General features: G+C 69.4%; 21 protein-coding genes and 1 tRNA gene. 11 read left to right on the top strand and 11 right to left on the bottom strand.

What is annotated here, in order from left to right:
- Positions 1 to 16: 16 nt before the first annotated feature.
- Together ABD208_RS11170 and ABD208_RS11165 are read left to right on the top strand one after the other, a co-directional pair.
- Positions 17 to 253, top strand: coding sequence for a helix-turn-helix transcriptional regulator (locus ABD208_RS11170; protein ID WP_344102659.1), 237 nt, complete (start codon positions 17 to 19; stop codon positions 251 to 253).
- Entirely contained in the window at positions 253 to 1,359 is a 1,107-nt protein-coding gene (locus ABD208_RS11165) for a tyrosine-type recombinase/integrase (RefSeq protein ID WP_344102657.1), read from the top strand. Before ABD208_RS11170 ends, ABD208_RS11165 begins: the two co-directional genes overlap by 1 nt.
- Positions 1,360 to 1,421: 62 nt before the next feature.
- On the opposite strand, the gene ABD208_RS11160 is transcribed toward ABD208_RS11165, so the two are convergent.
- From ABD208_RS11160 to gyrB, 4 genes are all read right to left on the bottom strand, one after another.
- Positions 1,422 to 1,495: transfer RNA gene (locus tag ABD208_RS11160), tRNA-Ile, on the bottom strand.
- A gap of 123 nt (positions 1,496 to 1,618) precedes the next feature.
- Positions 1,619 to 3,034 carry a DUF3566 domain-containing protein gene (locus tag ABD208_RS11155; protein WP_344102654.1) on the bottom strand — a complete coding sequence of 472 codons (1,416 nt, stop codon included), beginning with the start codon at positions 3,032 to 3,034 and terminating at the stop codon, positions 1,619 to 1,621.
- Positions 3,034 to 5,715: a DNA gyrase subunit A gene (gene gyrA, locus ABD208_RS11150; RefSeq protein WP_344102652.1), complete on the bottom strand. Its 2,682-nt coding sequence runs from the start codon at positions 5,713 to 5,715 to the stop codon at positions 3,034 to 3,036. The genes ABD208_RS11155 and gyrA overlap by 1 nt, the downstream gene beginning before the upstream one ends.
- Positions 5,716 to 5,844: 129 nt before the next feature.
- Positions 5,845 to 7,935 carry a DNA topoisomerase (ATP-hydrolyzing) subunit B gene (gyrB, locus tag ABD208_RS11145; protein ID WP_344102650.1) on the bottom strand — a complete coding sequence of 697 codons (2,091 nt, stop codon included), beginning with the start codon at positions 7,933 to 7,935 and terminating at the stop codon, positions 5,845 to 5,847.
- 353 nt (positions 7,936 to 8,288) lie between these two features.
- Here gyrB and ABD208_RS11140 point away from each other — a divergent pair, with 353 nt between their 5' ends.
- A complete protein-coding gene (locus ABD208_RS11140) occupies positions 8,289 to 9,200 on the top strand; it encodes a hypothetical protein (protein WP_344102648.1) in 912 nt (303 codons plus the stop codon).
- Positions 9,201 to 9,314: 114 nt separating this feature from the next.
- Here the strand turns inward: ABD208_RS11140 and ABD208_RS11135 are convergent, their stop codons facing one another.
- From ABD208_RS11135 to dnaA, 5 genes are all read right to left on the bottom strand, one after another.
- Positions 9,315 to 9,860, bottom strand: coding sequence for a DciA family protein (locus ABD208_RS11135; RefSeq protein ID WP_344102646.1), 546 nt, complete (start codon positions 9,858 to 9,860; stop codon positions 9,315 to 9,317).
- 88 nt (positions 9,861 to 9,948) lie between these two features.
- Positions 9,949 to 11,280, bottom strand: coding sequence for a DNA replication/repair protein RecF (gene recF, locus ABD208_RS11130; RefSeq protein WP_344103236.1), 1,332 nt, complete (start codon positions 11,278 to 11,280; stop codon positions 9,949 to 9,951).
- Between the two features lie 4 nt (positions 11,281 to 11,284).
- Complete coding sequence (gene gnd / locus ABD208_RS11125; protein ID WP_344102644.1) at positions 11,285 to 12,178, bottom strand: phosphogluconate dehydrogenase (NAD(+)-dependent, decarboxylating); 894 nt, start codon at positions 12,176 to 12,178, stop codon at positions 11,285 to 11,287.
- A gap of 96 nt (positions 12,179 to 12,274) precedes the next feature.
- The gene (dnaN, locus tag ABD208_RS11120; protein ID WP_344102642.1) at positions 12,275 to 13,408 is read right to left on the bottom strand and encodes a DNA polymerase III subunit beta; all 1,134 of its coding nucleotides are present in this window, start codon (positions 13,406 to 13,408) and stop codon (positions 12,275 to 12,277) included.
- Between the two features lie 746 nt (positions 13,409 to 14,154).
- Positions 14,155 to 15,597, bottom strand: a complete 1,443-nt coding sequence (dnaA, locus tag ABD208_RS11115) for a chromosomal replication initiator protein DnaA (RefSeq protein WP_344102640.1) — start codon at positions 15,595 to 15,597, stop codon at positions 14,155 to 14,157.
- Positions 15,598 to 16,088: 491 nt separating this feature from the next.
- On the opposite strand from dnaA, the gene rpmH reads away from it, so the two are divergent.
- The 8 genes from rpmH to ABD208_RS11075 all read left to right on the top strand — a co-directional run bounded on the left by rpmH (position 16,089) and on the right by ABD208_RS11075 (position 23,327).
- Positions 16,089 to 16,226, top strand: a complete 138-nt coding sequence (gene rpmH, locus ABD208_RS11110; RefSeq protein ID WP_046908686.1) for a 50S ribosomal protein L34 — start codon at positions 16,089 to 16,091, stop codon at positions 16,224 to 16,226.
- A gap of 2 nt (positions 16,227 to 16,228) precedes the next feature.
- Positions 16,229 to 16,699 carry a ribonuclease P protein component gene (rnpA, locus tag ABD208_RS11105; RefSeq protein WP_344102635.1) on the top strand — a complete coding sequence of 157 codons (471 nt, stop codon included), beginning with the start codon at positions 16,229 to 16,231 and terminating at the stop codon, positions 16,697 to 16,699.
- A gap of 92 nt (positions 16,700 to 16,791) precedes the next feature.
- Complete coding sequence (gene yidD, locus ABD208_RS11100; protein WP_344103234.1) at positions 16,792 to 17,055, top strand: membrane protein insertion efficiency factor YidD; 264 nt, start codon at positions 16,792 to 16,794, stop codon at positions 17,053 to 17,055.
- Between the two features lie 125 nt (positions 17,056 to 17,180).
- Positions 17,181 to 18,359, top strand: a complete 1,179-nt coding sequence (gene yidC / locus ABD208_RS11095; RefSeq protein WP_344102633.1) for a membrane protein insertase YidC — start codon at positions 17,181 to 17,183, stop codon at positions 18,357 to 18,359.
- A 10-nt stretch (positions 18,360 to 18,369) separates the two neighbouring features.
- A complete protein-coding gene (locus tag ABD208_RS11090) occupies positions 18,370 to 18,993 on the top strand; it encodes a Jag family protein (RefSeq protein ID WP_344102630.1) in 624 nt (207 codons plus the stop codon).
- Positions 18,994 to 19,234: 241 nt separating this feature from the next.
- Complete coding sequence (gene rsmG, locus ABD208_RS11085) at positions 19,235 to 19,891, top strand: 16S rRNA (guanine(527)-N(7))-methyltransferase RsmG (RefSeq protein WP_344102628.1); 657 nt, start codon at positions 19,235 to 19,237, stop codon at positions 19,889 to 19,891.
- 334 nt (positions 19,892 to 20,225) lie between these two features.
- Positions 20,226 to 21,929 (top strand): AAA family ATPase, encoded by a 1,704-nt coding sequence (locus tag ABD208_RS11080; protein ID WP_344102626.1) that lies wholly within the window; start codon positions 20,226 to 20,228, stop codon positions 21,927 to 21,929.
- Positions 21,930 to 22,025: 96 nt separating this feature from the next.
- Positions 22,026 to 23,327, top strand: a complete 1,302-nt coding sequence (locus ABD208_RS11075; RefSeq protein WP_344102624.1) for a ParB/RepB/Spo0J family partition protein — start codon at positions 22,026 to 22,028, stop codon at positions 23,325 to 23,327.
- 108 nt (positions 23,328 to 23,435) lie between these two features.
- Here the strand turns inward: ABD208_RS11075 and trxA are convergent, their stop codons facing one another.
- Both trxA and trxB read right to left on the bottom strand, forming a co-directional pair.
- Positions 23,436 to 23,783, bottom strand: coding sequence for a thioredoxin (gene trxA / locus ABD208_RS11070; RefSeq protein WP_344102622.1), 348 nt, complete (start codon positions 23,781 to 23,783; stop codon positions 23,436 to 23,438).
- Positions 23,784 to 23,826: 43 nt separating this feature from the next.
- Entirely contained in the window at positions 23,827 to 24,789 is a 963-nt protein-coding gene (gene trxB, locus ABD208_RS11065) for a thioredoxin-disulfide reductase (protein ID WP_344102620.1), read from the bottom strand.
- Positions 24,790 to 24,911 lie beyond the last annotated feature (122 nt).

The following is a 24,911-nucleotide window of genomic DNA, read 5'->3' as shown; positions in this document are numbered from 1 at the left end:
CCGGAGGAACACCACGATGGCCACCGATATCCGCGCAGCCAAGACCGCTCGAACCGCCGTACCGAAGGAGGACACCATGCCCGACGAGTTCCTCACCTCCGAGGAGGTCGCCGCCTGGCTCAAGGTCGCACCGTCGACCGTGTGCCGCTGGCGCCTCGCCAGGAAGGGACCGCGCGTGACCTGGCTCTCGCCGTCGATCCCGCGCTACCGCCGCTCCGACGTCGAGGGCTGGCTGATGGAGGTGGCTGCCTGATGAGCGTGGTCAAGCACGGCAATCGGTGGCGGGCGAAGTTGAAGAACGGCCGCATCGACGTTGACTCCCAGGTGTTCGACACCAAGACCGAGGCTCAGGAGTGGCTGCGTCGCGAGCGGGCCGCGCTGCTGGGAGGTATCGATCCCCGCGCGGGCAAGGAACTCGTGAAGTCGGCACTCGAACGCTGGATCGTGATCAGGAAGACGACCGTCGCCTCAACGACGTACGAGTCCGACAAGAACATGATCCGGCTCATGCCGGCGAGCATGAAGAACGTGCACCTGTCGGCCGTCTCTGACCGCGAGGTCGCGCGAGCGTTCGAGAAGTTGCTGGCGAGCGGACTCAAGGAGTCGTCGGTCAAGCGGTTCCGCGCGAGCCTGTCACCGTTCTTCTCGTGGTGCGTCCGCGAGAAGTTGATCCGTGCGAACCCGGTCATCGGCGTGAAGGTGCCGAAGGGCTCCGACGAGGTCGAGGAGATGGACCCGTTCGAGGAAGGCGAACTCGAGACTGCCTACCAGGCGTGGCGGATGAAGGACGAGCGCCTCGCGGACATCCTGCTCGTGCTGGCGTGGACGGGCCTGCGCTGGGGCGAGGCCCGCGTAATGCAGGTGGCCGACCTGGTCGAGGTACCCACGCCCGGCCTGATGGTCCGCCGGAGTCAGTCCGAGGGGCACCCGCTCAAGGCCACCAAGAGCCGCCGCGGCCGGCGCGTACCTCTGGCCAACCGGGTACTGCCGATCGTTCGGGAACTCGCGGCGGGGAAGGAGCCGCACGCCCTCTTGTTCACGCCGGCCGGTGGTGGTCAGCTCTGGCGCGCTCACACGCTCCGCACACTCGGATGGTCGGTGAAGGACGACGCCGGGAACAACATCGGCACCGGCCGCGGCCGCCGGCTGCACGACCTGCGCCACACCGCCGCGTGCCTCTGGCTCACCCGCGGCGTTGAGCCCGGAACCGTGCAGGCGTGGTGCGGACACGAGTCCATCGCGACGACGAACAGGTACCTGCACTTCCTCGGGACGAGCGCCGATCGAGCGGGCTTGAACCGCCTCAACGACGACCCGGGGGGCATCCGCGGGGCACGAGAAGGACGTACCGGCGTCTGAGAGATGCGAAAATCCCGCCTGACCAAGTGTGAAACGCCTGGTCAGGCGGGATTTTCGTTCTGTGGGGGTACGAGGACTTGAACCTCGGACCTCATCGTTATCAGCGATGCGCTCTAACCGCCTGAGCTATACCCCCGAGCCGATCCAGGAACTCCGGCCGATGGCCGTGTTCTCTGGCAGCACCCAGACATTACCCCAGGAGAGGGCCCGGTCCCAAACCGAAATCGTGGATCGGGCCCACTTCCTGGTGTGACGTACGTCAGTCGTCCGTCAGCGTCATGTGCACGCCGCCCACCAGGGCGGCCGTGATGTTGTACAGGAAGGTCATGATGGTCGCCAGCGCCGTCAGCAGGACGACGTTGCAGATCGCGATCAGCGTGGCCAGGGACACGACCCGCTCGAACTCGACGTACTGCATGAAGTTGACCTCGGTCTCCGTGCCGATCGCGTCGTTCACGAAGGTCTCGATCTCCTTGAACACGCCCAGGCTGTCGATGACCGACCAGAACACCGCCGTCGCGACGACGGTCATGATCGCGATCGCCACGGACAGCAGGAAGGCCAGCTTCATGACCGACCACGGGTCGATCCGCGAGATCGCGAGGCGGACCCTGCGCGGTCCCGAGGCCGGCCGGGGCGTGGCGCCCGAGGCAGGATCGGATCCCGCGTCGGCCTTCGGTGTCGTGCCGGCGGTCACGGGCGAGGCCGCCTCGTCGGCAACCGACGCCTTTCCGCGCACCGCGCCCGCCGTGTAATGCATCTCGGGCGGGGCCGGGGGAGCGGCGGGCGTCTCGCTCGGCGCGGTCGCCGTCGTCGCGTCCGGCATCGCGGAGGAGACCTTCTTCGCCGCGTTCCGCGCCGCGGCCAGTGCCGCTTGCGCGGCCTTCACCGCGCCCTGCTTCACGTTCGCCGCCGTGTCCGACGCCGCCGCGGCACCCGCGCCCGCAACCGCCGCTCCCGCCGCGGCACCCGCGGCAGCAGCTCCGGCACCCGCGGGCTTGTCCGCCTCCGCGGCCGGAACCCGCTGCCACTCGTCGCTCGGCTTGCCGGCCGGCGCCGCGTCGCGCCGCGGCTTCGTGGTGTCGTCCACCTCGGCGGCTCCCGGCGTCGTCCCCACAGGATTGGTGGCATTGACGATCGCCGAACCCAGCGACGGCGTCGATTCGGCCTTCCCGGACGGGTCCTTCACCTCGGCCTCCGCGGCGCTCGACGTGTATCGCGACGACGGCGCCGCCGCGCCGGCCTCGTAGGCCGACTTCCAGAAACCACCCGGGATGGGCTTGGGCGCCCCGTCGCCGGAGGACGACGGCGGAGCTGCCTTCGAGGCACCGTTCCCGCCGGCTTCGACTACCGGAATCGCCGACGACACCTCACGCACGGGCTCCGCAACCTTCTCGCTCACCGTTCCCCCTGCCGGCTTCTCTACCTCTTCGGTGCTGTCACCTGTTACGACGTCCGGCACGCCGGATCGGTTGGGCACGGGTTCGTTCCGGGCAGCAGCCACGCCGGAGGGATCGGCCGACACGACGCCGACCGGGATCCCGGAGGCCGAGGCGGCGTCATCCGCGGAGGCGGAATCCCGCGCGGCGTCGGCTGGGCGGGCTGGATCCTGCCCGCCGCCGATCTCGGCCGTCGTCGAACCGGGGCCCTGTCCGGTGTGGTTGCTGCTCGTCATCAGCTGTCCTCGCGTCCGGTGCTTTCTTGCTCTGGGGTGCTCGAAACGTCCTCGGGGGCGGCTCGCTCACCGTCCACCGTAACGCCGCCTGCCTCGTTCGCGCCGTCCGTGGGCTCCGCGGCGCCCCCGTCGGGCTCGGCGTCGTCCTCACCGGTCTCCTGCTCGAGGTTGCGTTCCGCGTTGCGCGCGACGGCAATGATCCGGTCGCCCTTGTCAGGCTTCGCGAAGGTCACGCCCTGGGTGTTCCGGCCGGTCAGGTTCACTTCCGCGACCGTGGTCCGGACGATCTTCCCACGCTCCATGATCACCAGGACCTCGTCGTCGGCGTCCGTGACGAGCGCCCCCACAAGGTCTCCCCGGGCCTCCACCAGGTTCGCCACCTTGATGCCGAGTCCGCCGCGACCCTGCACCCGGTACTCCTCGATGCGGGTGCGCTTGGCGAAGCCGCCCTCGGTCACGACGAACATGGCGGTACCGGGCGTGACGACGTCGGCCGCGAGCAGTTCGTCGTCCTGGCGGAACTTCATGCCCGTGACGCCGGACGTGGCGCGGCCGAGCGACCGGATCGTGTCGTCCGACGCGTGGAAGCGGATGGACTGGCCCTTGCGCGAGACGAGGATGAGGTCCTCGTCGGCGTTCACCAGGCGCGCCGCGACGAGCTCGTCGGCGCGGCCCTCCTCGTCCTCGCGCAGGTTGATCGCGATGAGCCCGCCGGACCGCGGCGAGTTGTACTCCACGAGCCGCGTCTTCTTGACGATGCCGCGGCGCGTGGCCAGGACCAGGTAGTCCGCGGCGTCGTAGTCCGGGATGTCCAGCACCTGGGCGATGTGCTCGCCCGGCTGGAACGCCAGGAGGTTCGCGACGTGCTGGCCCTTCGAGTCGCGACCGCCCTCCGGGAGCTCGTACGCCTTGGCCCGGTACACCCGGCCGAGGTTCGTGAAGAAGAGCAGCCAGTGGTGCGTCGTCGTGACGAAGAAGTGGTCGACGATGTCGTCCTCGCGCAGCTGCGTCCCGCGGATCCCCTTGCCGCCGCGCTTCTGCTGGCGGTAGTTGTCGCTGCGGGTCCGCTTGGCGTACCCGCCGCGCGTGATCGTGACGACCATCTCCTCCTCGGGGATCAGGTCCTCGACGGACATGTCGCCCAGGTGGGGGAGGATCGTCGTGCGGCGCTCGTCGCCGTACCGCGCGACGATCTCGTCCAGCTCCTCGCCGACGATCGACCGCTGCCGCTCCGGCTTCGCGATGATGTCGCGGTAGTTGGTGATGAGGGCCTCGAGCTTGGCGTGCTCGTCGAGGATCTTCTGCCGCTCGAGGGCCGCGAGCCGGCGCAGCTGCATCGCGAGGATCGCGTTGGCCTGCACCTCGTCGACGCCGAGCAGCTCCATCAGCCCGGTCCGCGCCTCGTCGACGTCGGGCGAGCGGCGGATCAGCGCGATGACGTCGTCGAGCGCGTCGAGGGCCTTGAGGTAACCCACGTAGATGTGGATCTGGTCCTCGGCCTCCTTCAGGAGGTACTCGGTACGACGCCGCACGACCTCGATCTGGTGCGTCACCCAGTGCCGGATGAACGCGTCCAGACTGAGCGTCCGCGGGACCTCGTCGACCAGCGCGAGCATGTTCGCGCTGAAGTTCTCCTGCAGCGACGTGTGCTTGTACAGGTTGTTCAGGACGACCTTGGCGACGGCGTCCCGCTTGAGGACGATCACGAGCCGCTGGCCGGTGCGACCGGACGTCTCGTCGCGGATGTCGGCGATCCCCTGGATCTTCCCGTCGTTGACCAGGTCCGCGATCTTCGCGGCCAGGTTGTCCGGGTTCACCATGTACGGCAGCTCGGTGATGACGAGGCAGATCCGGTTCTGGATCTCCTCGACGTTGACCACCGCGCGCATCGTGATCGACCCGCGCCCGGTCCGGTAGGCGTCCTCGATGCCCTGGTGGCCCAGGATCGTCGCGCCGGTGGGGAAGTCCGGGCCCTTGATGCGCTGCAGCAGCGCCTCGAGAAGCTCCTCGCGGGAGGCCTCCGGGTTGTCGAGGTACCACTTGGCGCCGTCGGCCACCTCGCGCAGGTTGTGCGGCGGGATGTTCGTCGCCATGCCGACGGCGATGCCGGCGGACCCGTTGACCAGGAGGTTCGGGAAGCGCGCCGGCAGGACGACGGGCTCCTGCGTGCGGCCGTCGTAGTTGTCCTGGAAGTCGACGGTGTTCTTCTCGATGTCGCGCACCATCTCGAGCGCGAGCGGGGCCATGCGGCACTCGGTGTACCGGGGCGCGGCCGCCGGGTCGTTGCCGGGGGAGCCGAAGTTGCCCTGCCCCGCGACGAGCGGATAGCGCAGCACCCAGTCCTGGACGAGGCGGACCAGGGTGTCGTAGATCGCCGTGTCGCCGTGCGGGTGGTACTTGCCCATCACGTCGCCGACCACGCGGGAACACTTGCTGAAGGAACGGTCCGGCCGGTAGCCGCCGTCGTACATCGCGTACAGCACGCGGCGGTGCACGGGCTTGAGCCCGTCCCGCACGTCGGGCAGGGCGCGCCCCACGATCACGCTCATCGCGTAGTCGAGGTAGCTCCGCTGCATCTCGAGCTGCAGGTCCACCTGTTCCACGCGGCCGTGGTGCACGGCCAGCGCGGCGTCGCCGACGCCGTCGGGGAGGTCCTCCACACCGGGGGTCTCGTCCGTCACGTCTCTTCCTTCCCACGCCGTTTCACGGCGCGCTGTTGTCTCCCCGGCCCCGCGTCACGCGGATGCCGGGCCGCGCGCTCACCCCGTCCGACGACGTACGACGACGCCGGGCGGGGCTCGCGAGCTCGCTCAGATGTCGAGGAACCGCACATCCTTGGCGTTGCGCTGGATGAAACTGCGGCGGCTCTCGACGTCCTCGCCCATCAGCACCGCGAAGATCTCGTCCGCCGCGGCCGCATCGTCCATGGTCACCTGGAGCAGGGTCCGGTGCTCCGGATCCATGGTGGTGTCCCAGAGCTCGGAGTAGTCCATCTCGCCGAGGCCCTTGTACCGCTGGATGCCGTTGTCCTTCGGGATCCGCTTGCCGGACGCCAGGCCGGCCTGCAGGAAGGCGTCGCGCTCCCGGTCGGAGTAGACGTAGTCGTGCGGGGCGTTCGACCACTTCAGCCGGTACAGCGGGGGCTGCGCGAGGTACACGTGGCCGTGCTCGATGAGCGGGCGCATGTACCGGAACAGGAGCGTGAGCAGCAACGTGTTGATGTGCTGGCCGTCCACGTCGGCATCGGCCATGAGCACGATCTTGTGGTAGCGCAGCTTGCCGAGGTCGAAGTCCTCGCCGATCCCGGTGCCGAACGCCGTGATCAGCGACTGCACCTCCTGGTTCGACAGGGCCTTGTCCAGGCGCGCACGCTCGACGTTCAGGATCTTGCCGCGGATCGGGAGGATCGCCTGGTTGTGCGGGTTGCGCCCGCGCACCGCCGAACCGCCCGCGGAGTCGCCCTCGACGACGTAGACCTCGCACTCCGCCGGGTTGCGCGACTGGCAGTCCTTCAGCTTGCCGGGCATGCCGCCGCTGCTCAGGATGCCCTTGCGGCGCGTGGCCTCGCGGGCCTTGCGCGCCGCGATCCGGGCCTGGCTCGCCTGGAGCGCCTTGCGGATGATGTCCTTCGCCTCGTACGGGTGGGCGTCGAACCAGTCGGTGAGCTGCTCCCGGACGACGCGCTGGACGAAGGTCTTGGCCTCGGTGTTGCCGAGCTTCGCCTTCGTCTGGCCCTCGAACTGCGGCTCGCCGAGCTTCATGGAGATGACCGCCGTGAGCCCCTCGCGGATGTCGTCGCCCGTGAGGTTGTCGTCCTTCTCCTTGAGGATCGCCTTGTCGCGGGCGTACGTGTTGACCAGCGTGGTCAGTGCCGCGCGGAAGCCCTCCTCGTGGGTGCCGCCCTCGGGGGTGGAGATCATGTTCGCGAACGTGTGCACCGACTCGCTGTAGGCGCTGGTCCACTGCATCGCGATCTCGGCCGACACGCGCTTCTCGGTGTCCTCCGACTCGAAGGCGATGACCTCGGCGTGCACCAGGTCGACCTTCTTCGCCGTGTTGAGGTGCGTCACGTAGTCGACGAGGCCGCCGTCGTAGCGGTAGGTGACCGTGCGCGCGCCCGGGTGGGCGGCCTGCGCCGTGCCCTGGCCGTCCGCGTCCGTGACGGTGATGTTCCCGGCGACGTCGCCCTCGAGCATCTCCGGGGTGACCTTCGGGATCTGGCCCGTGACCTCGTCGTCGTTCGCGGCGTGGCCGGCGCGCTCGTCGGTCAGGGTGATCTGCAGGCCCTTGTTCAGGAAGGCCGTCTGCTGGAAGCGCGACCGCAGCGTCTCGAAGTCGTACTCGGTCGTCTCGAAGATCGAGGGGTCCGCCCAGAACGTCTGGACCGTGCCCGTGCCCTCGCCCTCGGCCATGGGGGCGAGGCGCTGGATGTCGCTGGTCGGCTCACCGCCGTCGCGGTACTCCTGCGTCCAGTGGAAGCCGTCGCGGACGACCTCGGAGACGAAGCGCGTGCTCAGCGCATTAACCACGGACATGCCCACGCCGTGCAGACCGCCCGAGACCGCGTATCCGCCGCCACCGAACTTGCCGCCCGCGTGCAGAATCGTCATGACGACCTCGAGCGTCGGCTTGCCCTCGGTGGGGTGCATGGCCACGGGGATGCCGCGGCCGTCGTCCTTGACCCGCACGCCGCCGTCGGCCAGCAGGGTGACGTCGATGGTCGTGGCGTGGCCGGCAAGGGCCTCGTCGACCGCGTTGTCCACGATCTCGTAGACGAGGTGGTGAAGCCCGCGTTCCCCGGTGGAGCCGATATACATCCCCGGTCGCTTACGAACGGCCTCGAGACCTTCCAGCACGGTGATGTTCCCGGCGTCGTAGCCGCCGTCGATTCGCTCTGTCACGGGCCGTGTAGCTCCTCGTCTTTCAGGCGCACGCCGGGCAAGGAGGAGTGGTCCTGACCCGGCGTGATTGTCCCCGTCAGTCTACCGCCAGAACAGCGAAAACCTGGGATTCCGGCGGGGTCTGTGGACAACTCGCCACAGGGTCTTCGCGGGGCCCGGCGATCCGGAGGCGGCGACCTCGGCGTGGAACTGGGTACCAGGACCCATTTACCGCAATGTCCCGGCCCCGCTATGGTCACCGGCGGACCCTGCGACGGAAACTATTTCGCCTTTGGCGCGGTTTCTGGTCTAATCCGACATGCACCCGTGTGAGCACGCTCTCACACCATGATCCTCCTCAGAAGGATGACACCGTGAAGAAGATCCTCGCCGGCGGTGCTCTCACCGCCGTAGCGCTCGCCGGGCTGGTCGCGACGGCGCCCGCGGCCTCCGCCCACACCCCGAACGTCACCGCCGACTGTTCCACGGGTCTCTACGTGGACCTGCGCTGGTACCCCGACGGCACGACGGTCGACGTCCAGATCGACGGCGCGTCCGTCGAGTCGGTCACCCTCTCCGGCCGCGGCGGCAACAACGACCACATCAAGACCTACCCCTTCACCGACCAGACGGTCGCCCACACCTGGGCGGTGAACGTCGACTCGCCCGACAGCGACAAGCTGCACCCGGCGGGCTACGACTTCGCCGCGACCGGTGAGGTCAGCTCGTGCGCGACGCCGCCCGCCAAGGAGCTCGCCACCCCGGCGACGCCGGACGCCGTCACCGGCTGCGCCGTGACGATGGCCGACATCGTGCTCCCGGCGAACACCGACGCGATCAGCTACTCCAAGAGCGACGCCGGCGTGACCGCCGCGCTGACCTCGGACAAGTACATCTGGCCCGAGGACCTCGGCGCCTGGGCCGAGCAGGCCGACGGCTCGGTGCTGTTCCCCGCCGAGCTCCTGCTGGTCGAGGAGCCGTGCGAGGAGCCGACGCCGGTTCCCTCCCCGTCCGAGCCGGCTCCGTCGGAGCCCGCCCCGAGCCCGACCGAGCCCGCCGAGACCCCGTCCGAGCCGGCCCCCACGGAGCCCGCGCCCGCCTCGTCGGAGCCCGCGCCGACGCAGGAGCCGTCCTCTGCTCCGTCGCCGTCCGCGCCGGTCACCGCTGAGGACGGCCAGCTCGCGGCCACGGGTGCCCAGGTCGGCGGCGTGATCGCCTTCGCTCTCCTCCTGGTCGGCGGCGGCGCCGCCCTCGTCATCGCCCGCAGGCGCATGGCGCGGAGCTGAGTCCTGACGACAGTCTGACGTGACCGAAGGCCCGGCCGGTGAACAACCGGCCGGGCCTTCGCCGTGCTCGGGTGCCTTCGATCGCGGCGGGCCGGTCAGCCGGGGGCCGGCCGGTCAGCCGAAGGTGTCGCGCGGGCCGGGGCCGCGGACGGACCGGGGGCCCCGCTTGAAGCCCGGGCCGGCCGGGCCGAGCACCGAGACGTTCTCGACGACGCCGTCGCCGATCTCCTCGGCCATGCGCCGCAGCAGGCTCGGGACCAGCATGCGCAGCTGCGTCGCCCAGGCCGTCGAGTCCGTCCGCACCACGAGCACCTTGTCCTCGAAGGTGACGGGGGTGCAGTGCTCGGCGACGTCGTCCCCGACGATCTGCCGCCAGCGTCCGATCACCCCGCCGACCGACACGTCCTGGGTCCAGCCCTTCTCGCGCAGCAGCCGCCCCACGGCCGCCCCCAGGAGCTGGGGATCGCGGGCGTTCGAGCCCTTGCTCTCGGTTCGCGGCTCGGCCAGCGGGGAGCGCCGTGCCGGTGACCCGGGCCGGAGGCCCTTCGCGCGTGCGGCCGCCTTCGCCCGGTTCAGGGCGGCCCGGGCGACCTCCTCGGCGGGAGTGCCGGACAGGTCGGCGGTGGACTCCGGAGCCGCGGAGGCGTCGTCGTTGTCCACAACCGCCTGTGGATAACTTTCGGGGTTGTCCACACCCGGACGACGCCGGTCCGGTCGCCCCCCGGTTGGCCCGTCCGACACGTTCGATTCACTCACGGGTCACCACTCCTGGTTCCACGTGAAACCTTGCTCCGCTGAGTGCGGCCGGCACATCCTCGGGCACCGCGGCGGTCACGAGCACCTGGCGCGCGGGCGCGACCAACGCGGCGAGGCGCTCCCGCCGGCGGGTGTCCAGCTCGGCGAACACGTCGTCCAGAATGAGCACCGGATCGGCGTCCGTGCCATGGTCCGGGTCCCAGAACGCGGGCGCCTCGGGCGGCGTCGTCCCGAGTTCCGTCGACCCCCCCAACAGCCAGAACGACGCCAATCTCAGGGCGAGGGCGAACGACCACGACTCCCCGTGACTGGCGTAACCCTTCACCGGAAGGCCGCCGAGCGAGAGCAGCAGATCGTCCCGGTGCGGGCCGACCAGGCTCACCCCGCGGTCGAGCTCCTGCTGCCGGACGGCGGCCAGCGCGGCCGCCATCTCCTCCTGGATCCGCAGCACCGGAGACCGGGCCCCGGCGTCGTCCGACGAGGGTTCCGGATCCCCCTGCGGGGTCGGATCGAGGGAGGAAGTGTTCACGTGGGGAACGGGGGGAGCGGGTGTCGCGATCCCGACCTCCGCGCCGACTTTTCCCCAGCCGTGCGACGAGTTATCCACAGGGGCTGTGGATGACGAACGGTACTCCAGCCGCGCCTCGCCCTTGCCCTCGGAGACGGATTCGTAGGCGGCCGCCACGACGGGCCGGAGCGCGTCGACGAGCTGCAGCCGCAGCGAGACGATCTCCGCGCCGAGCTCGACCAGCCGCCCGTCCCAGACGTCGAGGGTCGCCAGCGCGGCGGGGTCGGTACCGCCGGACCGCCGGACCGCACGAGCCGACTTGAGCAGCGCCGAACGCTGCTTGAGCACCCGTTCGTAGTCGGCGAAGACGCCCGAGAGCCGGGGAACCATCTGCACGACGAGCTGGTCGAGGAACCGGCGCCGGCCGTCGGGATCGCCCTTCACCAGGGCGAGATCCTCCGGCGCGAAGAGCACCGTGCGCAGGATCCCCAGCACGTCGCGCGCCCGGCCGGGCTGACCCCGGTTGATGCGCGCGCGGTTGGCCTTGCCCTGCGTGATCTCCAGCTCGACGGTGCTCGCACGGTCTCCCCGGACGATCCGCGTCCGCACCACCGCCCGGGACGCACCCGCCCGGATCAGCGGGGTGTCGGTCGCGACGCGGTGCGAACCCAGGGTCGCGACGTACCCGATGGCCTCGACCAGGTTGGTCTTTCCCTGGCCGTTGGCCCCGACGAACGCGTTGACCCCGGGTTCGAGCTCCACGTCGACCTCCGCGTACGAGCGGAAGTCGACCAGGCTCAGGTGCGAGACGTACAGCGTTCTACTCGGCCTTCTTCACCGCGTGGCCGCCGAACTGCTGGCGCAGGGCGGCGACGGCCCGCATCGCGGGGGAGGACTCCTGACGTGAGGCGAACCGTGCGAACAGGGCCGCGGAGATCACCGGCAGCGGCACCGCGTTGTCCACACCCTCGTCGATGGTCCAGCGGCCCTCGCCGGAGTCGTCGACCCAGTCGTCGAGCTCGGACAGGTCCGGGTCCTCGTCGAGCGCGCGCACCATGAGGTCGAGCAGCCACGAGCGCACCACGGTGCCGCGCTGCCACGCCTTCATCGTGCCGTGCACGTCGGTGACGACGTCCTTCTTCGCCGCCAGCAGCTCGTAGCCCTCGGCGTAGGCCTGCATCAGGCCGTACTCGATGCCGTTGTGCACCATCTTGGCGAAGTGGCCGGCCCCGACCGGGCCCGCGTGCACGAAGCCCTCCTCGCGCGGGCCCTCGGGCCGCAGCGCGTCGAAGACGGGCAGGAGCGTCTCGACGTGGGCGGCGGAGCCGCCGCACATCAGCCCGTACCCGTTGTCCAGGCCCCAGACACCGCCGGAGACGCCGCAGTCCACGTAACCGATGCCGCGCTGGGCCAGCTCGGCCGCGCGCTCCTGATCCTCGACGTAGTGCGAGTTACCGCCCTCGACGACGATGTCCCCCTCGGAGAGCAAGCCCCCGAGCTCCTGGATCACGCCGCGGGTCGGCTCGCCGGCCGGGACCATCACCCACACGACCCGCGGCGCCGGAAGCGCTGCCACCAGGTCGGCGAGCGTGGGGACATCGGACACCTCGGGGCGGGGGTCGAAGCCGGTGACCTCGATGCTGGAACGGCGCAGCCGCTCCCGCATGTTGTTGCCCATCTTGCCGAGGCCGACCAGGCCGATGTGGCTGACCATGTGATTCCTCCAGAAAATTGTCCACGCCGCGTGGCGCATGGCTGGGCCGCGCGGCTTCGGTCGCGCGGCCCGGGATCCCGCGTGCGGGCCGGCCGATCAGCCGGTGAAGCGGATCGGCACCAGCAGGTAACGGTAGGTGGAGTCGTCCTCGCCGTCGAGCGAGTCCTGGCCGGTGAACTCGACGGGCTTGTTCGGGTGCGTGAACGAGAGGCGGACGAAGTCCGTGCCGAGCGCCCCGAGCCCGTCGAGCAGGTACTGCGGGTTGAACGCGACGGCGATGTCCTCGCCCTCGAGCACGGCCTCCAGGGCCTCCGACGCCTGCGCGTCGTCGCCCTGGCCGGCGTCGAGGACCACCTGGCCGTCGCTGAACGACAGCCGGATCGGCGTGTTGCGCTCGGCCACGAGGCTCACTCGCTTGGCCGCGTCGATGAGCGGGGCGGTGGCGACCACGGCATGGATCGGGGAGCTGTCCGGGAAGAGCCGCCGGACCGGGGGGTAGTCGCCGTCGACCAGCTGCGACGTCGTGTGGCGGCCGCCGGCCTCGAACCCGACCAGTTCCACGCCGCTGCCGGTGGACAGGCCGACCTGCACCGCGCCGCCGCCCCCGCCGAGGGAGCGCGCGACGTCGTTCAGCGTGCGGGCGCGCACCAGCGCGACCGCGGAGAAGCCCGGAGTGGCAGGGGTCCAGGTGAGCTCGCGCAGCGCGAGCCGGTAACGGTCGGTGGCGAGCAGCGTGATCTTCTCGCCCTCGATCTCGACCCGGACGCCGGTCAGGAGGGGCAGCGTGTCGTCGCGGCTGGCTGCGACCGTCACCTGGGTCACGGCCGCGGTGAGGGCCTCGCCCGGGACGGTACCGCTCAGCTCCGGCATGGCCGGGAGGGCGGGGTACTCCTCGACGGGCATCGTGAGCAGCGTGAAGCGGCTCGCCCCGCACGTGAGGACGACCTTGTTGCCCTCCAGTGTGACGTCCACGGGCTTGCTCGGGAGCGCGCGCGAGATCTCGGCGAGCAGCCGCCCGGACACCAGGACGGTGCCCGGCTCGGCGACCTCGGCGGGAACCTCGGACCGCGCCGAGGTCTCGTAGTCGAAGCTGGCGAGGTTGAGGACACCTGACGGATCGGCTTCCATCCGCACGCCCGCGAGCACCGGTGCCGGGGGCCGGGTAGGAAGCGTGCGAGCCGTCCAGGTGACGGCGTCAGCGAGCACGTCACGCTCGACCCTGAACTTCATCGCGTTCCATCTCCCTCGGAGTTCCTCGTTCGTACCTGCCCAGAGCCTACGCGAGGTGACTGACGTTGACGACGGGGAGCGGAGCCTCACCGCGAAGGGCCCGGGATTTCCGGCAGCGGCTCCCCGAGCTTGTGCCGAGCCCGGGATTCGTACTAATGTTCGAGCGCGGTGATTCGGGCTCCTCGGCCCTATGAAGGCGTGAAATTTCCCCTTCTAAGATATCTGTAGTCGTAGTAGTAGGGGCTGTGGATACTGTGGAAAACGCGTCTTTTTGCAGGTCAGACGGGTTGTCGGGGTGTGGACAACCTGTGGATCCAGCTGTGGGAAAACTAGGGGTCACTGTGGATTCCGATTTTTTGTCCACAATGCGTCCACAGGCAGGGGCGAGTTACCCACAGAAAAACGGGGGTTATCCACACGGTTTCCACAGGTTGATCCACAGGTGTTTTGTCCGATCCGGGGTCACCAAGGGTTGTTGTCCACAGATTTTGTCCACAGGGCTGTGGATACGATGCGGACATCCGTGGGATCACGCCGTTCAGGCTGTGCACAACTCTGTGGAAAGAAGCTCGCGGACGCCCGGAAAGTTATCCACAGCCTTGTCCACAGGCCTGTGGAGATGTGGAAAGACCCGGCTCTCGCCGGCATCCGCGCAGGCCAGAGCCGTGCGCGGCATGACGCAGGGTCCCTGGACCCGGAAGACGTGACAGGACAGCCGGTCCGGCCGGACGGCACCGGTGAAGGCGTCAGGAGACGCGATGCTGCTGCTTGATCCGCGCGGTGAGTTCCGTGACCTGGTTGTAGGTCGATCGGCGTTCGGCCATCTGACCCGCGATCTTCTTGTTCGCGTGCATCACCGTGGTGTGGTCGCGGCCGCCGAACTGCTGGCCGATCTTCGGGAGCGACAGCTCGGTCAGCTCCCGGCACAGGTACATGGCGATCTGCCGCGCGGTCACGAGCACCCGCGACCGGGAGGTGCCGCAGAGGTCCTCGATCGGTAGCCCGAAGTACGCGGCGGTCTGGGCGATGACGACCGCGGGCGTGATCTCGGCCGTGTCGTCGTCGTCGGTGATCAGGTCCTTCAGGACGATCTCGGTGAGAGCGATGTCAACGGCCTGGCGGTTCAGGTTCGCGAACGCCGTGACCCGGATGAGCGCGCCCTCGAGCTCGCGGATGTTCGTCGAGATCCGCGAGGCGATGTAGGAGAGGACGGCGTCGTTCACGTCCAGGTGCTCCGACGCCGCCTTCTTGCGGAGGATCGCGATCCGCGTCTCGAGGTCGGGGGGCTGGACGTCCGTGATCAGGCCCCACTCGAAGCGGGACCGCAGCCGGTCCTCGAAACCGCTCAGCTGCTTGGGCGGGACGTCGGAGGTGATCACGACCTGCTTGTTGGCGTTGTGCAGCGCGTTGAAGGTGTGGAAGAACTCCTCCATCGTCTGCTCCTTGCCCTGCAGGAACTGGATGTCGTCGATGAGGAGGACGTCGACGTCGCGGTACCGGCGCTGGAACGAGCCGGACTTGCCCTCGCCGATGCTGTTGATGAAGTCGTTGGTGAACTCCTCCGAGTTCACGTACCGCACGCGGATGTGCGGGTACAGGTTGTGGACGTAGTGCCCGATCGCGTGCAGCAGGTGGGTCTTGCCCAGCCCGGAGTCGCCGTAGATGAACAGGGGGTTGTACGCCTTGGCCGGCGCCTCGGCGACCGCGACCGCCGCGGCGTGCGCGAACCTGTTGGAGGAGCCGATGACGAACGTCTCGAAGATGTACTTGGGGTTCAGCCGGGTCGGCTCGCCGGACGGTTTCGGCGCCGGCTGCGGGGCGACGGGCATCTGCGCCTCGACCGGCTCCGGCGCGTCGTCGGTCAGGCTGGTGGGTGTGCGGGAGATCTGCGACGGCCCGGCGAGGGCCGCGCTCGTGTTCGCGAGCTCCGGGTCGACGGTGATCCCGAACCGCACCTCACGCCCGAGCACCTCGGCCGCGGCCGACGACAGCTCGTCCCGGACCTGGGACTCGAGGTAGTTGCGGGTCTGCTCGTGGGGGACGGCGATGAACATCATGTCCTGGACGATCGCCATCGGTCTGGCGAGCCGGATGAACGCCAGCTGCCTCGAGCTCATGTCCGGACGCGACGCCAGCGTCGTGAGCACCTTCCCCCAGACCTCGGGGGAGTTGTCGTCCGGGTCAGCCACGGTCGTTCCTTACGGGTTCGGTCACGCGGGGCCGCGAGACAGCACATCTGTTCAGGGTGGGAGCCCGGCCGTCCGGGTGCCGCGCCGAGCGCGGGGACTCCCTGGAGTCTGCCATGATGAGGCACTGTCCACACAGTTGTCCACAGGTTGTGGATATCTCTGCCGAGGGTTATGGAAGCGGGCCGTGCCAACCCGCCCCGGAGGCCGGTCCTCGCCCGGGGTGTGGGCATTCCGACACCTGCGGAACGCCTTGCGCGTTTGACCGAAGGGTGCCCGGAAGCGTAACGTCAGACAGCCGTTCCAGGTACTTTCGCGCGCCCGCCGCCGGTGACACGCCGGGTCGCGGGCCAGGCCCCGGGTCGGCAGCCCGGACGGGACCGAGTTGCCTCGGATCCGTCCGCAAGAACCAACCCTGCATCGGCACTCGCCCCTGCATCGACTCGTTCGTCGAGGACAGGCTGTGCCTTCCCGACGTCTTCCAGGAGTACCTCGTGAGCAAGCGGACCTTCCAGCCGAACAACCGCCGTCGTGCCAAGACGCACGGCTTCCGTCTGCGCATGCGTACGCGCGCCGGCCGCGCCATCCTCGCCAACCGGCGAGCCAAGGGCCGCGCCGAACTCTCCGCCTGATCGTGCTGCCGACGGCGCACCGATTGCGCCGTTCCGTCGATTTCGAACGGACGGTGCGCCGCGGCACGCGTGCGGGACGACCGACCTTGGTGGTTCACCTGCTCACCACATCCGGTGAGGCCGGGAACGAGCCGCCACAGGTCGGTTTCGTCGTTTCCAAGGCCGTGGGCAACGCGGTGCGCCGCAACCTGGTCAAGCGCCGCCTCCGCGCGTCGGCGGCCGGCCACCTCGGGCAGGTCCCGAGCGGTGCCTGCGTGGTGGTGCGGGCGCTCGCGCCGTCGGCGACGGCGTCGTACCAGGACCTCGACACCGACCTGGGCTCCTCCCTGGCGCGCGCCGTGAAGAAGGCGGTGCGGGGAACCCGCGACGGCGGGCAGCCGTTGGCAGGTACGGAGCACGGCGTGGACGCCGGCTCCGCCCGTCGTCCGACGACGACGCCGGGGTACACCTCGAACGGCGGAACCGCAGCATGACGTCCTGGACCGACGGTTTCCGGCTCGCGGCACTGCGCCGCGAGTCGTCGAGCGGTGCGCTCGGGGATCTTCCCGTGATCGTCCTGGTGGGGATGATCCGGGTCTACCAGGCCTTCATCTCGCCGATGACCGGGCCTACCTGCAAGTACTACCCGTCCTGCTCGCGTTACGCGGTGATCGCGCTGCGCCGTCACGGCGCGCTGCGTGGGCTCGGGCTCGCACTCTGGCGGCTGCTCCGCTGCAACCCGTGGAGCCTGGGGGGCGTCGACGACGTCCCGCCCGCGCGCGACCGTCGTCGTCGGACATCTGAGCGTCACGACGACGACCTCGCCTGCGACGCGCCGCACGCACACTGAGCTTCCTCGTGCAGAATGCTCGCGCAGGACGGCGACGGGCTGTCGCCCGATCCTGTGCGGCTGCCGGGCTGCGGCACCCGGCGTACCCCCGACTTCCGCAAACCATTCTGGAGTGACCGAGACCGATGGACAACTTCCTCCCCTGGGTCTGGCTGAAGCAAGGCGTGTCCTGGATCATGTACGGCTCGCACGAGCTGCTCATGTTCCTGGGCATGCCGGACGGGCCAGGCATTGCCTGGGTGCTCGCGATCGTGCTGCTGGTGATCGCGATCCGCATCCTGCTCATCCCGCTGTTCTTCCGCCAGATCAAGGCGTCCCGCGGGATGCAGATGATGCAGCCCGAGCTGCAGGCGGTGCAGAAGAAGTACAAGGGCAAGACCGATCCGGCGTCCCGCGAGGCCATGACCCGCGAGACGATGGAGCTGTACCGGAAGCACGGGACCAACCCGTTCGCGTCGTGCATGCCGCTGCTGCTGCAGTCGCCGATCTTCTTCGCGCTGTTCAGCGTGCTGCAGGGGGTCAAGGGCATCGCCGAGGGCACCGCCGAGCCGCTGACGCCGATCTCGCAGCAGGTCGCGGCCGACATCGAGTCGTCGTCGCTGTTCGGTGCGCACCTGTCCGACGTGTTCATGCAGGACAGCTCGGTCACCTCGAAGGTCGTGATCGTCGCGCTCATCATCGCGATGTCGGCCACGACGTTCTTCACCCAGCGTCAGCTGACCATGAAGAACATGCCGCCGGCGGCGCTCGAGGGCCCGATGGCGCAGACGCAGAAGATGATGCTGTACATGCTGCCGATCGTGTTCGCGATCTCCGGCGTGAACTTCCCCGTCGGTGTCCTGATCTACTGGACGGTGACGAACCTCTGGTCCATGGGCCAGCAGTTCTACACGATCAAGCGCATGCCGGCGCCGGGCTCCCAGGCCGAGCGCGAGTTCAAGGAGAAGCAGGCCCGCAAGGCGAAGGAGCGGGCGCTCCGCAAGGGCGAGCCGATTCCGGAGGAGGCCGCCGAGGTGCTCGAGCCGAAGCCGCGCGGCCAGCGCGTGCAGCCGAAGCGCAAGGACCGCCGCAAGGGCGCGCCGCGCATGCCGGTGCCGGCGACGGCCCAGGCGGCGCCGTCGGACGAGTCGCCGGAGAATGACGGGGCGGCGGAGTCCGCGAAGTCTCCGGCCGAGGCCCCGGGTTCCGGTTCGGGGACGACGACGGGCAGCGCCGCGTCGCGCAACGCCGCCTCCGCGGGGAGCAAGGCCAAGGCGAAGACCAGGCCCGCCGGTTCGCCGTCGGGCAAGCGCAAGAAGAAGTAGGAGGAGTGCGATGAGCGAGTCCACTGCCGGGGCGTCCGACGTCGACGTCCGTACCGCAGGCCTCGAGGAGGAGGGCGAGATCGCCGCTGACTACCTTGAGGAACTCCTCGACATCGCCGACCTCGACGGCGACATCGACCTGGACATCAGGTTCGGGCGTGCCGCCGTCGAGGTCCTGGCGGAAGAGGGCGGCGACGAACTCGACAGCCTGGTGGGGCGCGACGGCGAGGTGCTGGACGCGCTCCAGGAGCTGACGCGTCTCGCGGTGCAGGTGAAGACCGGCGAACGGTCGCGGCTGATGCTCGACATCGCCGGTTTCCGCGCGGCGCGCAGGGCGGAGCTGACGAAGCTCGGCGAGGCGGCGGTCGCGCAGGTGCGGGAGACCGGGCAGCGTGTGGCGCTGGACCCGCTCAACGCGTTCGAGCGCAAGGTGGTGCACGACGTCGTGGCGGCCGCGGGGCTGGTGAGCGACTCGGAGGGGGAGGAGCCGAGCCGCTACGTGGTGATCCACCCGGCCGCGGCCGGGGAGGCAGCCGCGGGGAACGGGACACTGGCCGGCGCCGGCGGGGCTGAGGGCGCGGTGGCGGACGAGACGGCGGTCGCGGACCCGGTGGAGCCGGGGCACACGGACTGACGCGATCGGGGCGGCGGGTGATCCCGGCCGCCGAGTACGGAGAGGGGCGGTGCGCAACGCGCACCGGCCCTTCCTTGTCCAGAGTCTCGGGCCCATCGTTCTCGTTCCGGCGTCCGTTCGGCACCGCGCCGACGTCGTAGCGGGTGGTCTGAGGCTCGGATCGGCTCGCCCAGGTCCCCTCGGGCGGGCTCGTCCAGGCTCCCGGGCCACGGCGGGCAGGCTCGTGAGGGAGACTGTGGGCGTGGATGACACGGAGCAGACGGTGGATGCCCAGACGCTGGGGACGAGCGATGCGGTGCGGGAGTACTTCGGCGAGCACTACGACACGGTGCGGGCCTATGCCCAGATGCTGATGGAACAAGGGGAGCTCCGCGGGCTGATCGGCCCGCGGGAGGTCCCGAGGCTCTGGGAGCGGCACATCCTCAACTCCGCTGCGGTGGTACCGCATCTGGCGGGTGCGCGATCGGTGGCCGACATCGGGTCCGGTGCGGGGCTGCCCGGGGTCGTCGTCGCGATCATGCGGCCGGACGCCGAGGTGTTCCTCGTCGAGCCGATGGAACGACGGACGACCTGGCTCGGCGAGGTGGTGGACGAGCTGGGCCTGCGGAACGTCGAGGTCAAGCGAGGGCGCGCGGAGGAGTACGAGGGCGCTTTCGAGGTCGACGTGGTGACGTCGCGCGCGGTGGGTGCGTTGTCGAAGCTGGTCCGGGTGGCGATGCCGCTCGTGCGGACCGGGGGAGAGATGGTGCTGCTCAAGGGGCGGAACGTGCGGGACGAGTTCGACGACGCCCGCAAGGTGCTCCGGCGCTACGGGGCGGGCGAGCCGGAGGTGTTCCCGGGGGAGACCGTCGAGGGTGTCGAGCCGACGACGATCGTTCGCCTGGTGCGCGGGAAGTAGGGCTTCGTTTCACGTGAAACGGGCCGAGCGGCGGGTGCCGTGTTTCACGTGAAACTGAGGCGCCCGCGTTATCGGCCTTTGTGCTCGTCGGCGTTTCGATGGGGAGGCGGGACGAGCGCCACCTAGCGTGAGTGCTGTGCTTTCATTCTGGGGATGGTTGAGGAACCTGTTCGGGCGACGGGGGGCGGGCAGGCCTGGTGCCGCTGCGGTTGCCGCAGCTCAGGAGAGTGCTCGGCCGCGCACGACCTCGGCTGATGTCGAATCCCAGCCGACCGGTGCGGGCGATGTGGCGAACCCAGGTGACGCGGTGAACTCAGGTGGCAGGACAGCGCCCGTGAACGTCGAGCTGCCGGCATCTGCTGACGGCACACCTTCCGAGGCGCCAGGAACGACGGGGGTCGAGGAGTCGGCTTCGGGTCTGCAGGTTTCACGTGAAACGGACGATGCCTCACTGTACGGAGAGCCGCCTGGGATGGCCGGGCGCTCGCTCCTCGGGCAGCCGCTTCCGGGTTCGGCCGAGCTGAGCAAGTACACGTCGGCCGGCAGGGCGGAGGAGGAGGCGGATGGCATGGCAATGGTGAGCGATCCGCCCGCCGCGGATCGGGCGGGTCCGCGGTCCGCCGGCGCCGCGTCGAGCGCCGGGGAGCCGGCGGCCGACGCGGCGCCTACCGGAGACTCACCTGCGGGGGACCCAGTTGCGGGAGGCGCGCCTCTGGGAGACGCGCCTGCGGGAGACCTGGCCGCGGGAGACCCGCCTGCCGGAGCCCCCGCCAACAATCGCGCGAACATGGTGGCGGCGCTCGAGGAGGCCGCTGGTGTTCACTCGGCATCTGCCGAACTGCCCCCGGAGGACGTGGCTCCGGAGAGCGACGACCACCTCATGACATCAGGCGAAGTTGTGGAAACTTCACGCGAGCCCGGTCACAGGGACACGTCCACGGATTACAGTGGCAGCGTGACCGATCCGATCTTCGTGCAAGGGCTCCAGGTTCCGGGTGTTTCACGTGAAACACCCGGCAACGGCGTGCCCTCGAATCCAGAGTCCACGGATGGCGGGTACGGCGGCGATGAAGAGCGCCGAGAGGCCCTGATCGCGTCGGTGCCCGCCGTCGACGAAACCACACCCCTTGCCGCGCAACTGGCGATGGATGCCCGACGCCGCATCGAACTGCAGGGGCGCACTTTCCCGCGGCCGGCGAAGACGCGCATCATCACCGTCGCGAACCAGAAGGGCGGAGTCGGAAAGACGACCACCACGGTGAACCTCGCGGCGGGCCTGGCACTCTCCGGCCTGAACGTCCTGGTGATCGACAACGACCCGCAGGGGAATGCCTCTACCGCACTTGGGATCGAGCACAGGGCGGGGACGCCGTCCGTCTACGAGATTCTCGTCGAGGACGAGCTCGTGGCGAACACCATCCAGAAGTGCCCGGATGTCGAGAACCTCTGGGGCGTGCCGGCGACGATCGACCTCTCCGGTTCGGAGATCGAACTCGTCTCGCTCGTTTCACGTGAAACACGCCTCCGTAAGGCGATCGACAAGTTCTTGGCCGATCGTCTGGCGGCAGGCGAGCCTCAGATGGACTACGTGCTCATCGATTGCCCGCCGAGCCTTGGCCTCCTGACGGTGAACGCCTTCGTGGGCGGTCGCGAGGTCTTCATCCCGATCCAGTGCGAGTACTACGCGCTCGAGGGCCTGAGCCAGCTGCTCAAGACCATCGATCTCATCAGGTCGCACCTGAATCCGGAGCTCAAGGTCTCGTCGATCCTGCTGACCATGTACGACGGACGGACCAACCTGGCCCAGCAGGTGGCCGGCGAGGTTCGTTCCCACTTCCCGTCCGAGACGTTCCGGACGACCATCCCGCGTTCGGTCCGGATCTCGGAGGCGCCGAGCTACGGTCAGACGGTGATGACCTACGACGCGACGTCGACGGGCGCGCTCGCGTACCTTGAGGCAGCACGCGAACTCGCCGAGCGAGGGCAGGGGGCGTCCAGCCCGCGCAAGCAGGCGCAGATGCAAGAGGCGCAGCCCTGAGCGGAGCCGCCGCTGTGTCAACCACGCTGGTGCCAACCGATCTGCCTGCCGAGCTGATGACTGCCACGGGACGGCCGAGATGAACGAGGAGAAGTAATGAGCGCGAAGAGGCGAGGGCTGGGCCGGGGTCTCGGTGCCCTGATTCCCACGGGACCTGAACCGGACGAGGAGGCGCCCGGCGGGACCTCTGCCGTCGCGACCTTGCCGGCAGAGGAGCCCTCGGTCGCGGCAGACACGGTGGCATTCCCCGACCCCGTCACAGCCGACGCGACGCCGTCGAACACGGCGGCTCCGGCGACCACCGAGGCACCGACGGCCCTGGCGGTCATCCCCGAGGCATCGGGCGCGACCAGCGGCTCGGCCGCGACGACCGGCGACACGAAGCCACGCGGAAGCACGAGCCGCCACAGCTCAGGCAACTGGGACGCGGCGATGGCCAGCGGCAGGCTGAACGTCGCGGGCGAGAACGGATCCAGCGACTCGGCCCTCGACAGCGCGTTCTTCGGGAACGGCGACGCGAATGTTTCACGTGGAACGGAACTGCTCCCGGTCCCGGGCGCGCGGTTCGCCGAGATCGACCCCGGCGCCATCCGCCCGAACTCCTGGCAGCCGCGCACGGTCTTCGACGAGGGGGAGCTCGACGAGCTGATCGACTCCATCAAGGAAATCGGCGTTCTCCAGCCCATCGTCGTGCGGCCGGACCCGCAGGACGTCGGCAAGTACGAACTCATCATGGGCGAACGTCGCTGGCGGGCGACTCAGGCGGCCGGCCTGGACACCGTGCCGGCGATCATCCGTGACACCGAGGACGGCGACATGCTCCGGGACGCGCTCCTGGAGAACCTGCACCGCGCCGCGCTGAACCCGCTGGAGGAGGCGGCCGCGTACCGCCAGCTGCTCGACGACTTCGGCTGCACGCACGAGCAACTCGCCGCCCGGATCGCGCGGAGCCGCCCGCAGATCTCGAACACCCTCCGCCTGCTCAAGCTGCCCCCGCTCGTGCAGCGCCGGGTCGCGGCCGGGGTCCTCAGCGCCGGTCACGCGCGTGCCCTGCTCGGGCTCGCCGACGGCGCCGAGATCGAGCGGCTCGCACAGCGGATCGTCTCGGAGGGACTCTCGGTACGCGCCACCGAGGAGATCGTCATGATGTCCGACGGCGCGGACAAGGCGAGCAAGTCCCGGAAGACACCGCGCGCCGGCGGACGCACGGAGGCGATGGACGAGCTCTCCACCCGTCTCTCGGACCGGTTCGAGACCCGCGTCAAGGTCGCGCTCGGCAAGAACAAGGGCAGGATGACGATCGAGTTCTCGGACGTGGGCGACCTGAACCGCATCCTCGCGGTGATGTCCCCGGAGGATCCGGGCCTCCTGAAGAACGGCACCGGCACCCCGGAGTAGCCGCAGGGCGACACCGTCCGACGACGAAGGCCCGGTTCCGATCCGCAAGGGATCGGAACCGGGCCTTCGCTTCACCGGTGGCGCACGCACCGGTACCAGCGCGTGGGCTCAGGCGGCACCGGAGGCGTCGCTCGTCGCGAGCACGCCCTCGATCTCCTCCGTGAGCGCGCGCTTCGGACGGGCGCCCACGATGGACTTCACGACCTGTCCGCCCTGGTAGACGTTGAGCGTGGGGATCGAGACCACGTTGTAGGCCATCGCCGTGGCCTGGTTCTCGTCGGTGTCGAGCTTGACGATCTTGATCTTGCCCTCGTACTCCTCCGAGAGCTCCTCGAGGATCGGCGCGACCATGCGGCACGGGGGGCACCACGTGGCCCAGAAGTCCACCAGCACGGGGACATCGGATTCGAGGACCTCGGTCTTGAAGGTGTCGTCGGTGACCTTGATCGTGCTCATGGTCTGCTCCTCAGGGTTCGGTACTGCGGTTCGGTGGGATGGATCAGGCGGCAGACTTGGCCGCGTCGTTCAGCTCGTCGATGTAGTTCTGCGCGTCGAGCGCCGCGGCGCAGCCGGAGCCGGCGGCCGTGATCGCCTGCCGGTAGGTGTGGTCGACGGCGTCGCCGCAGGCGAAGACCCCGGGCAGGTTGGTGCGGGTGGACCTGCCCTCGACGAGGATGTAGCCGTTCTCGTCCAGGTCGACCTGCCCCTTGACCAGGTCGGTGCGCGGCTCGTGGCCGATGGCGATGAACAGGCCGGTCACGTCGAGCTCGCGCACGTCGCCCGTTACCGTGTCACGGACGCTGAGGGACTGGACCTTCTCCTCGCCCGCGATCCCGGTGACCTCGCTGTTCCAGGCGAACTCGATCTTCGGGTCGTTCATCGCGCGGTCGGCCATGATCTTGGACGCGCGCAGGTGGTCGCGGCGGTGCACCACCGTCACCTTCGAGGCGAACCGGGTGAGGAACGTGGCCTCCTCCATCGCGGAGTCCCCGCCACCGACGACGACGATGTTCTGGTCGCGGAAGAAGAACCCGTCGCACGTGGCGCACCAGGAGACGCCGCGGCCGGACAGGCGCTTCTCGTCGGGCAGCCCGAGCTCGCGGTACGCGGAACCGGTCGCGAGGATCACGGCTCGCGCGCGGTAGACATCGCCGGCCCCGGTGGTGAGCACCTTGACGTCGCCGGAGAGCTCGGCCTGCTCGACGTCGTCCCAGACGACCTTGGCACCGAACCGTTCGGCCTGCTCACGCATCTTGTCCATGAGATCCGGGCCCATGACGGTCTCGGGGAACCCGGGGAAGTTCTCGACCTCGGTGGTGTTCATCAGGGCACCACCCGCGGTCACCGAACCAGCGAGCACCACCGGGGCGAAGCCCGCCCGGGCGGCGTAGACGGCGGCGGTGTAACCGGCGGGGCCGGAGCCGATGATCACCACGTCGTGAATGTTCTGCTCTTCGGTCAACGTCTTCTCCTCAGGGTCTCGCCCGGGTCAACACGGATGCTGGTCCCAGTGTTCCAGCCCACCGCATGATCCGGTCTCCCAGGCGAGTGAGGCTCGGCACACGGTCTGCATCGAAGTTTATC

Source organism: Myceligenerans crystallogenes (genome assembly GCF_039529775.1).
Classification (GTDB): Bacteria; Actinomycetota; Actinomycetes; order Actinomycetales; family Cellulomonadaceae; genus Myceligenerans; species Myceligenerans crystallogenes.
This window is presented reverse-complemented; position numbering and strand designations above follow the sequence as displayed.

Coding starts and splice junctions, on each gene's coding strand:
- ABD208_RS11090 (WP_344102630.1), top strand. CDS start 18,370: ATGAGCGAGTCCACTGCCGGGGCGTCCGACGTCGACGTCCGTACCGCA.
- yidC (WP_344102633.1), top strand. CDS start 17,181: ATGGACAACTTCCTCCCCTGGGTCTGGCTGAAGCAAGGCGTGTCCTGG.
- ABD208_RS11165 (WP_344102657.1), top strand. CDS start 253: ATGAGCGTGGTCAAGCACGGCAATCGGTGGCGGGCGAAGTTGAAGAAC.
- yidD (WP_344103234.1), top strand. CDS start 16,792: ATGATCCGGGTCTACCAGGCCTTCATCTCGCCGATGACCGGGCCTACC.
- ABD208_RS11170 (WP_344102659.1), top strand. CDS start 17: ATGGCCACCGATATCCGCGCAGCCAAGACCGCTCGAACCGCCGTACCG.
- trxA (WP_344102622.1), bottom strand. CDS start 23,783: ATGAGCACGATCAAGGTCACCGACGACACCTTCAAGACCGAGGTCCTC.
- ABD208_RS11075 (WP_344102624.1), top strand. CDS start 22,026: ATGAGCGCGAAGAGGCGAGGGCTGGGCCGGGGTCTCGGTGCCCTGATT.
- dnaN (WP_344102642.1), bottom strand. CDS start 13,408: ATGAAGTTCAGGGTCGAGCGTGACGTGCTCGCTGACGCCGTCACCTGG.
- gnd (WP_344102644.1), bottom strand. CDS start 12,178: ATGGTCAGCCACATCGGCCTGGTCGGCCTCGGCAAGATGGGCAACAAC.
- ABD208_RS11155 (WP_344102654.1), bottom strand. CDS start 3,034: ATGACGAGCAGCAACCACACCGGACAGGGCCCCGGTTCGACGACGGCC.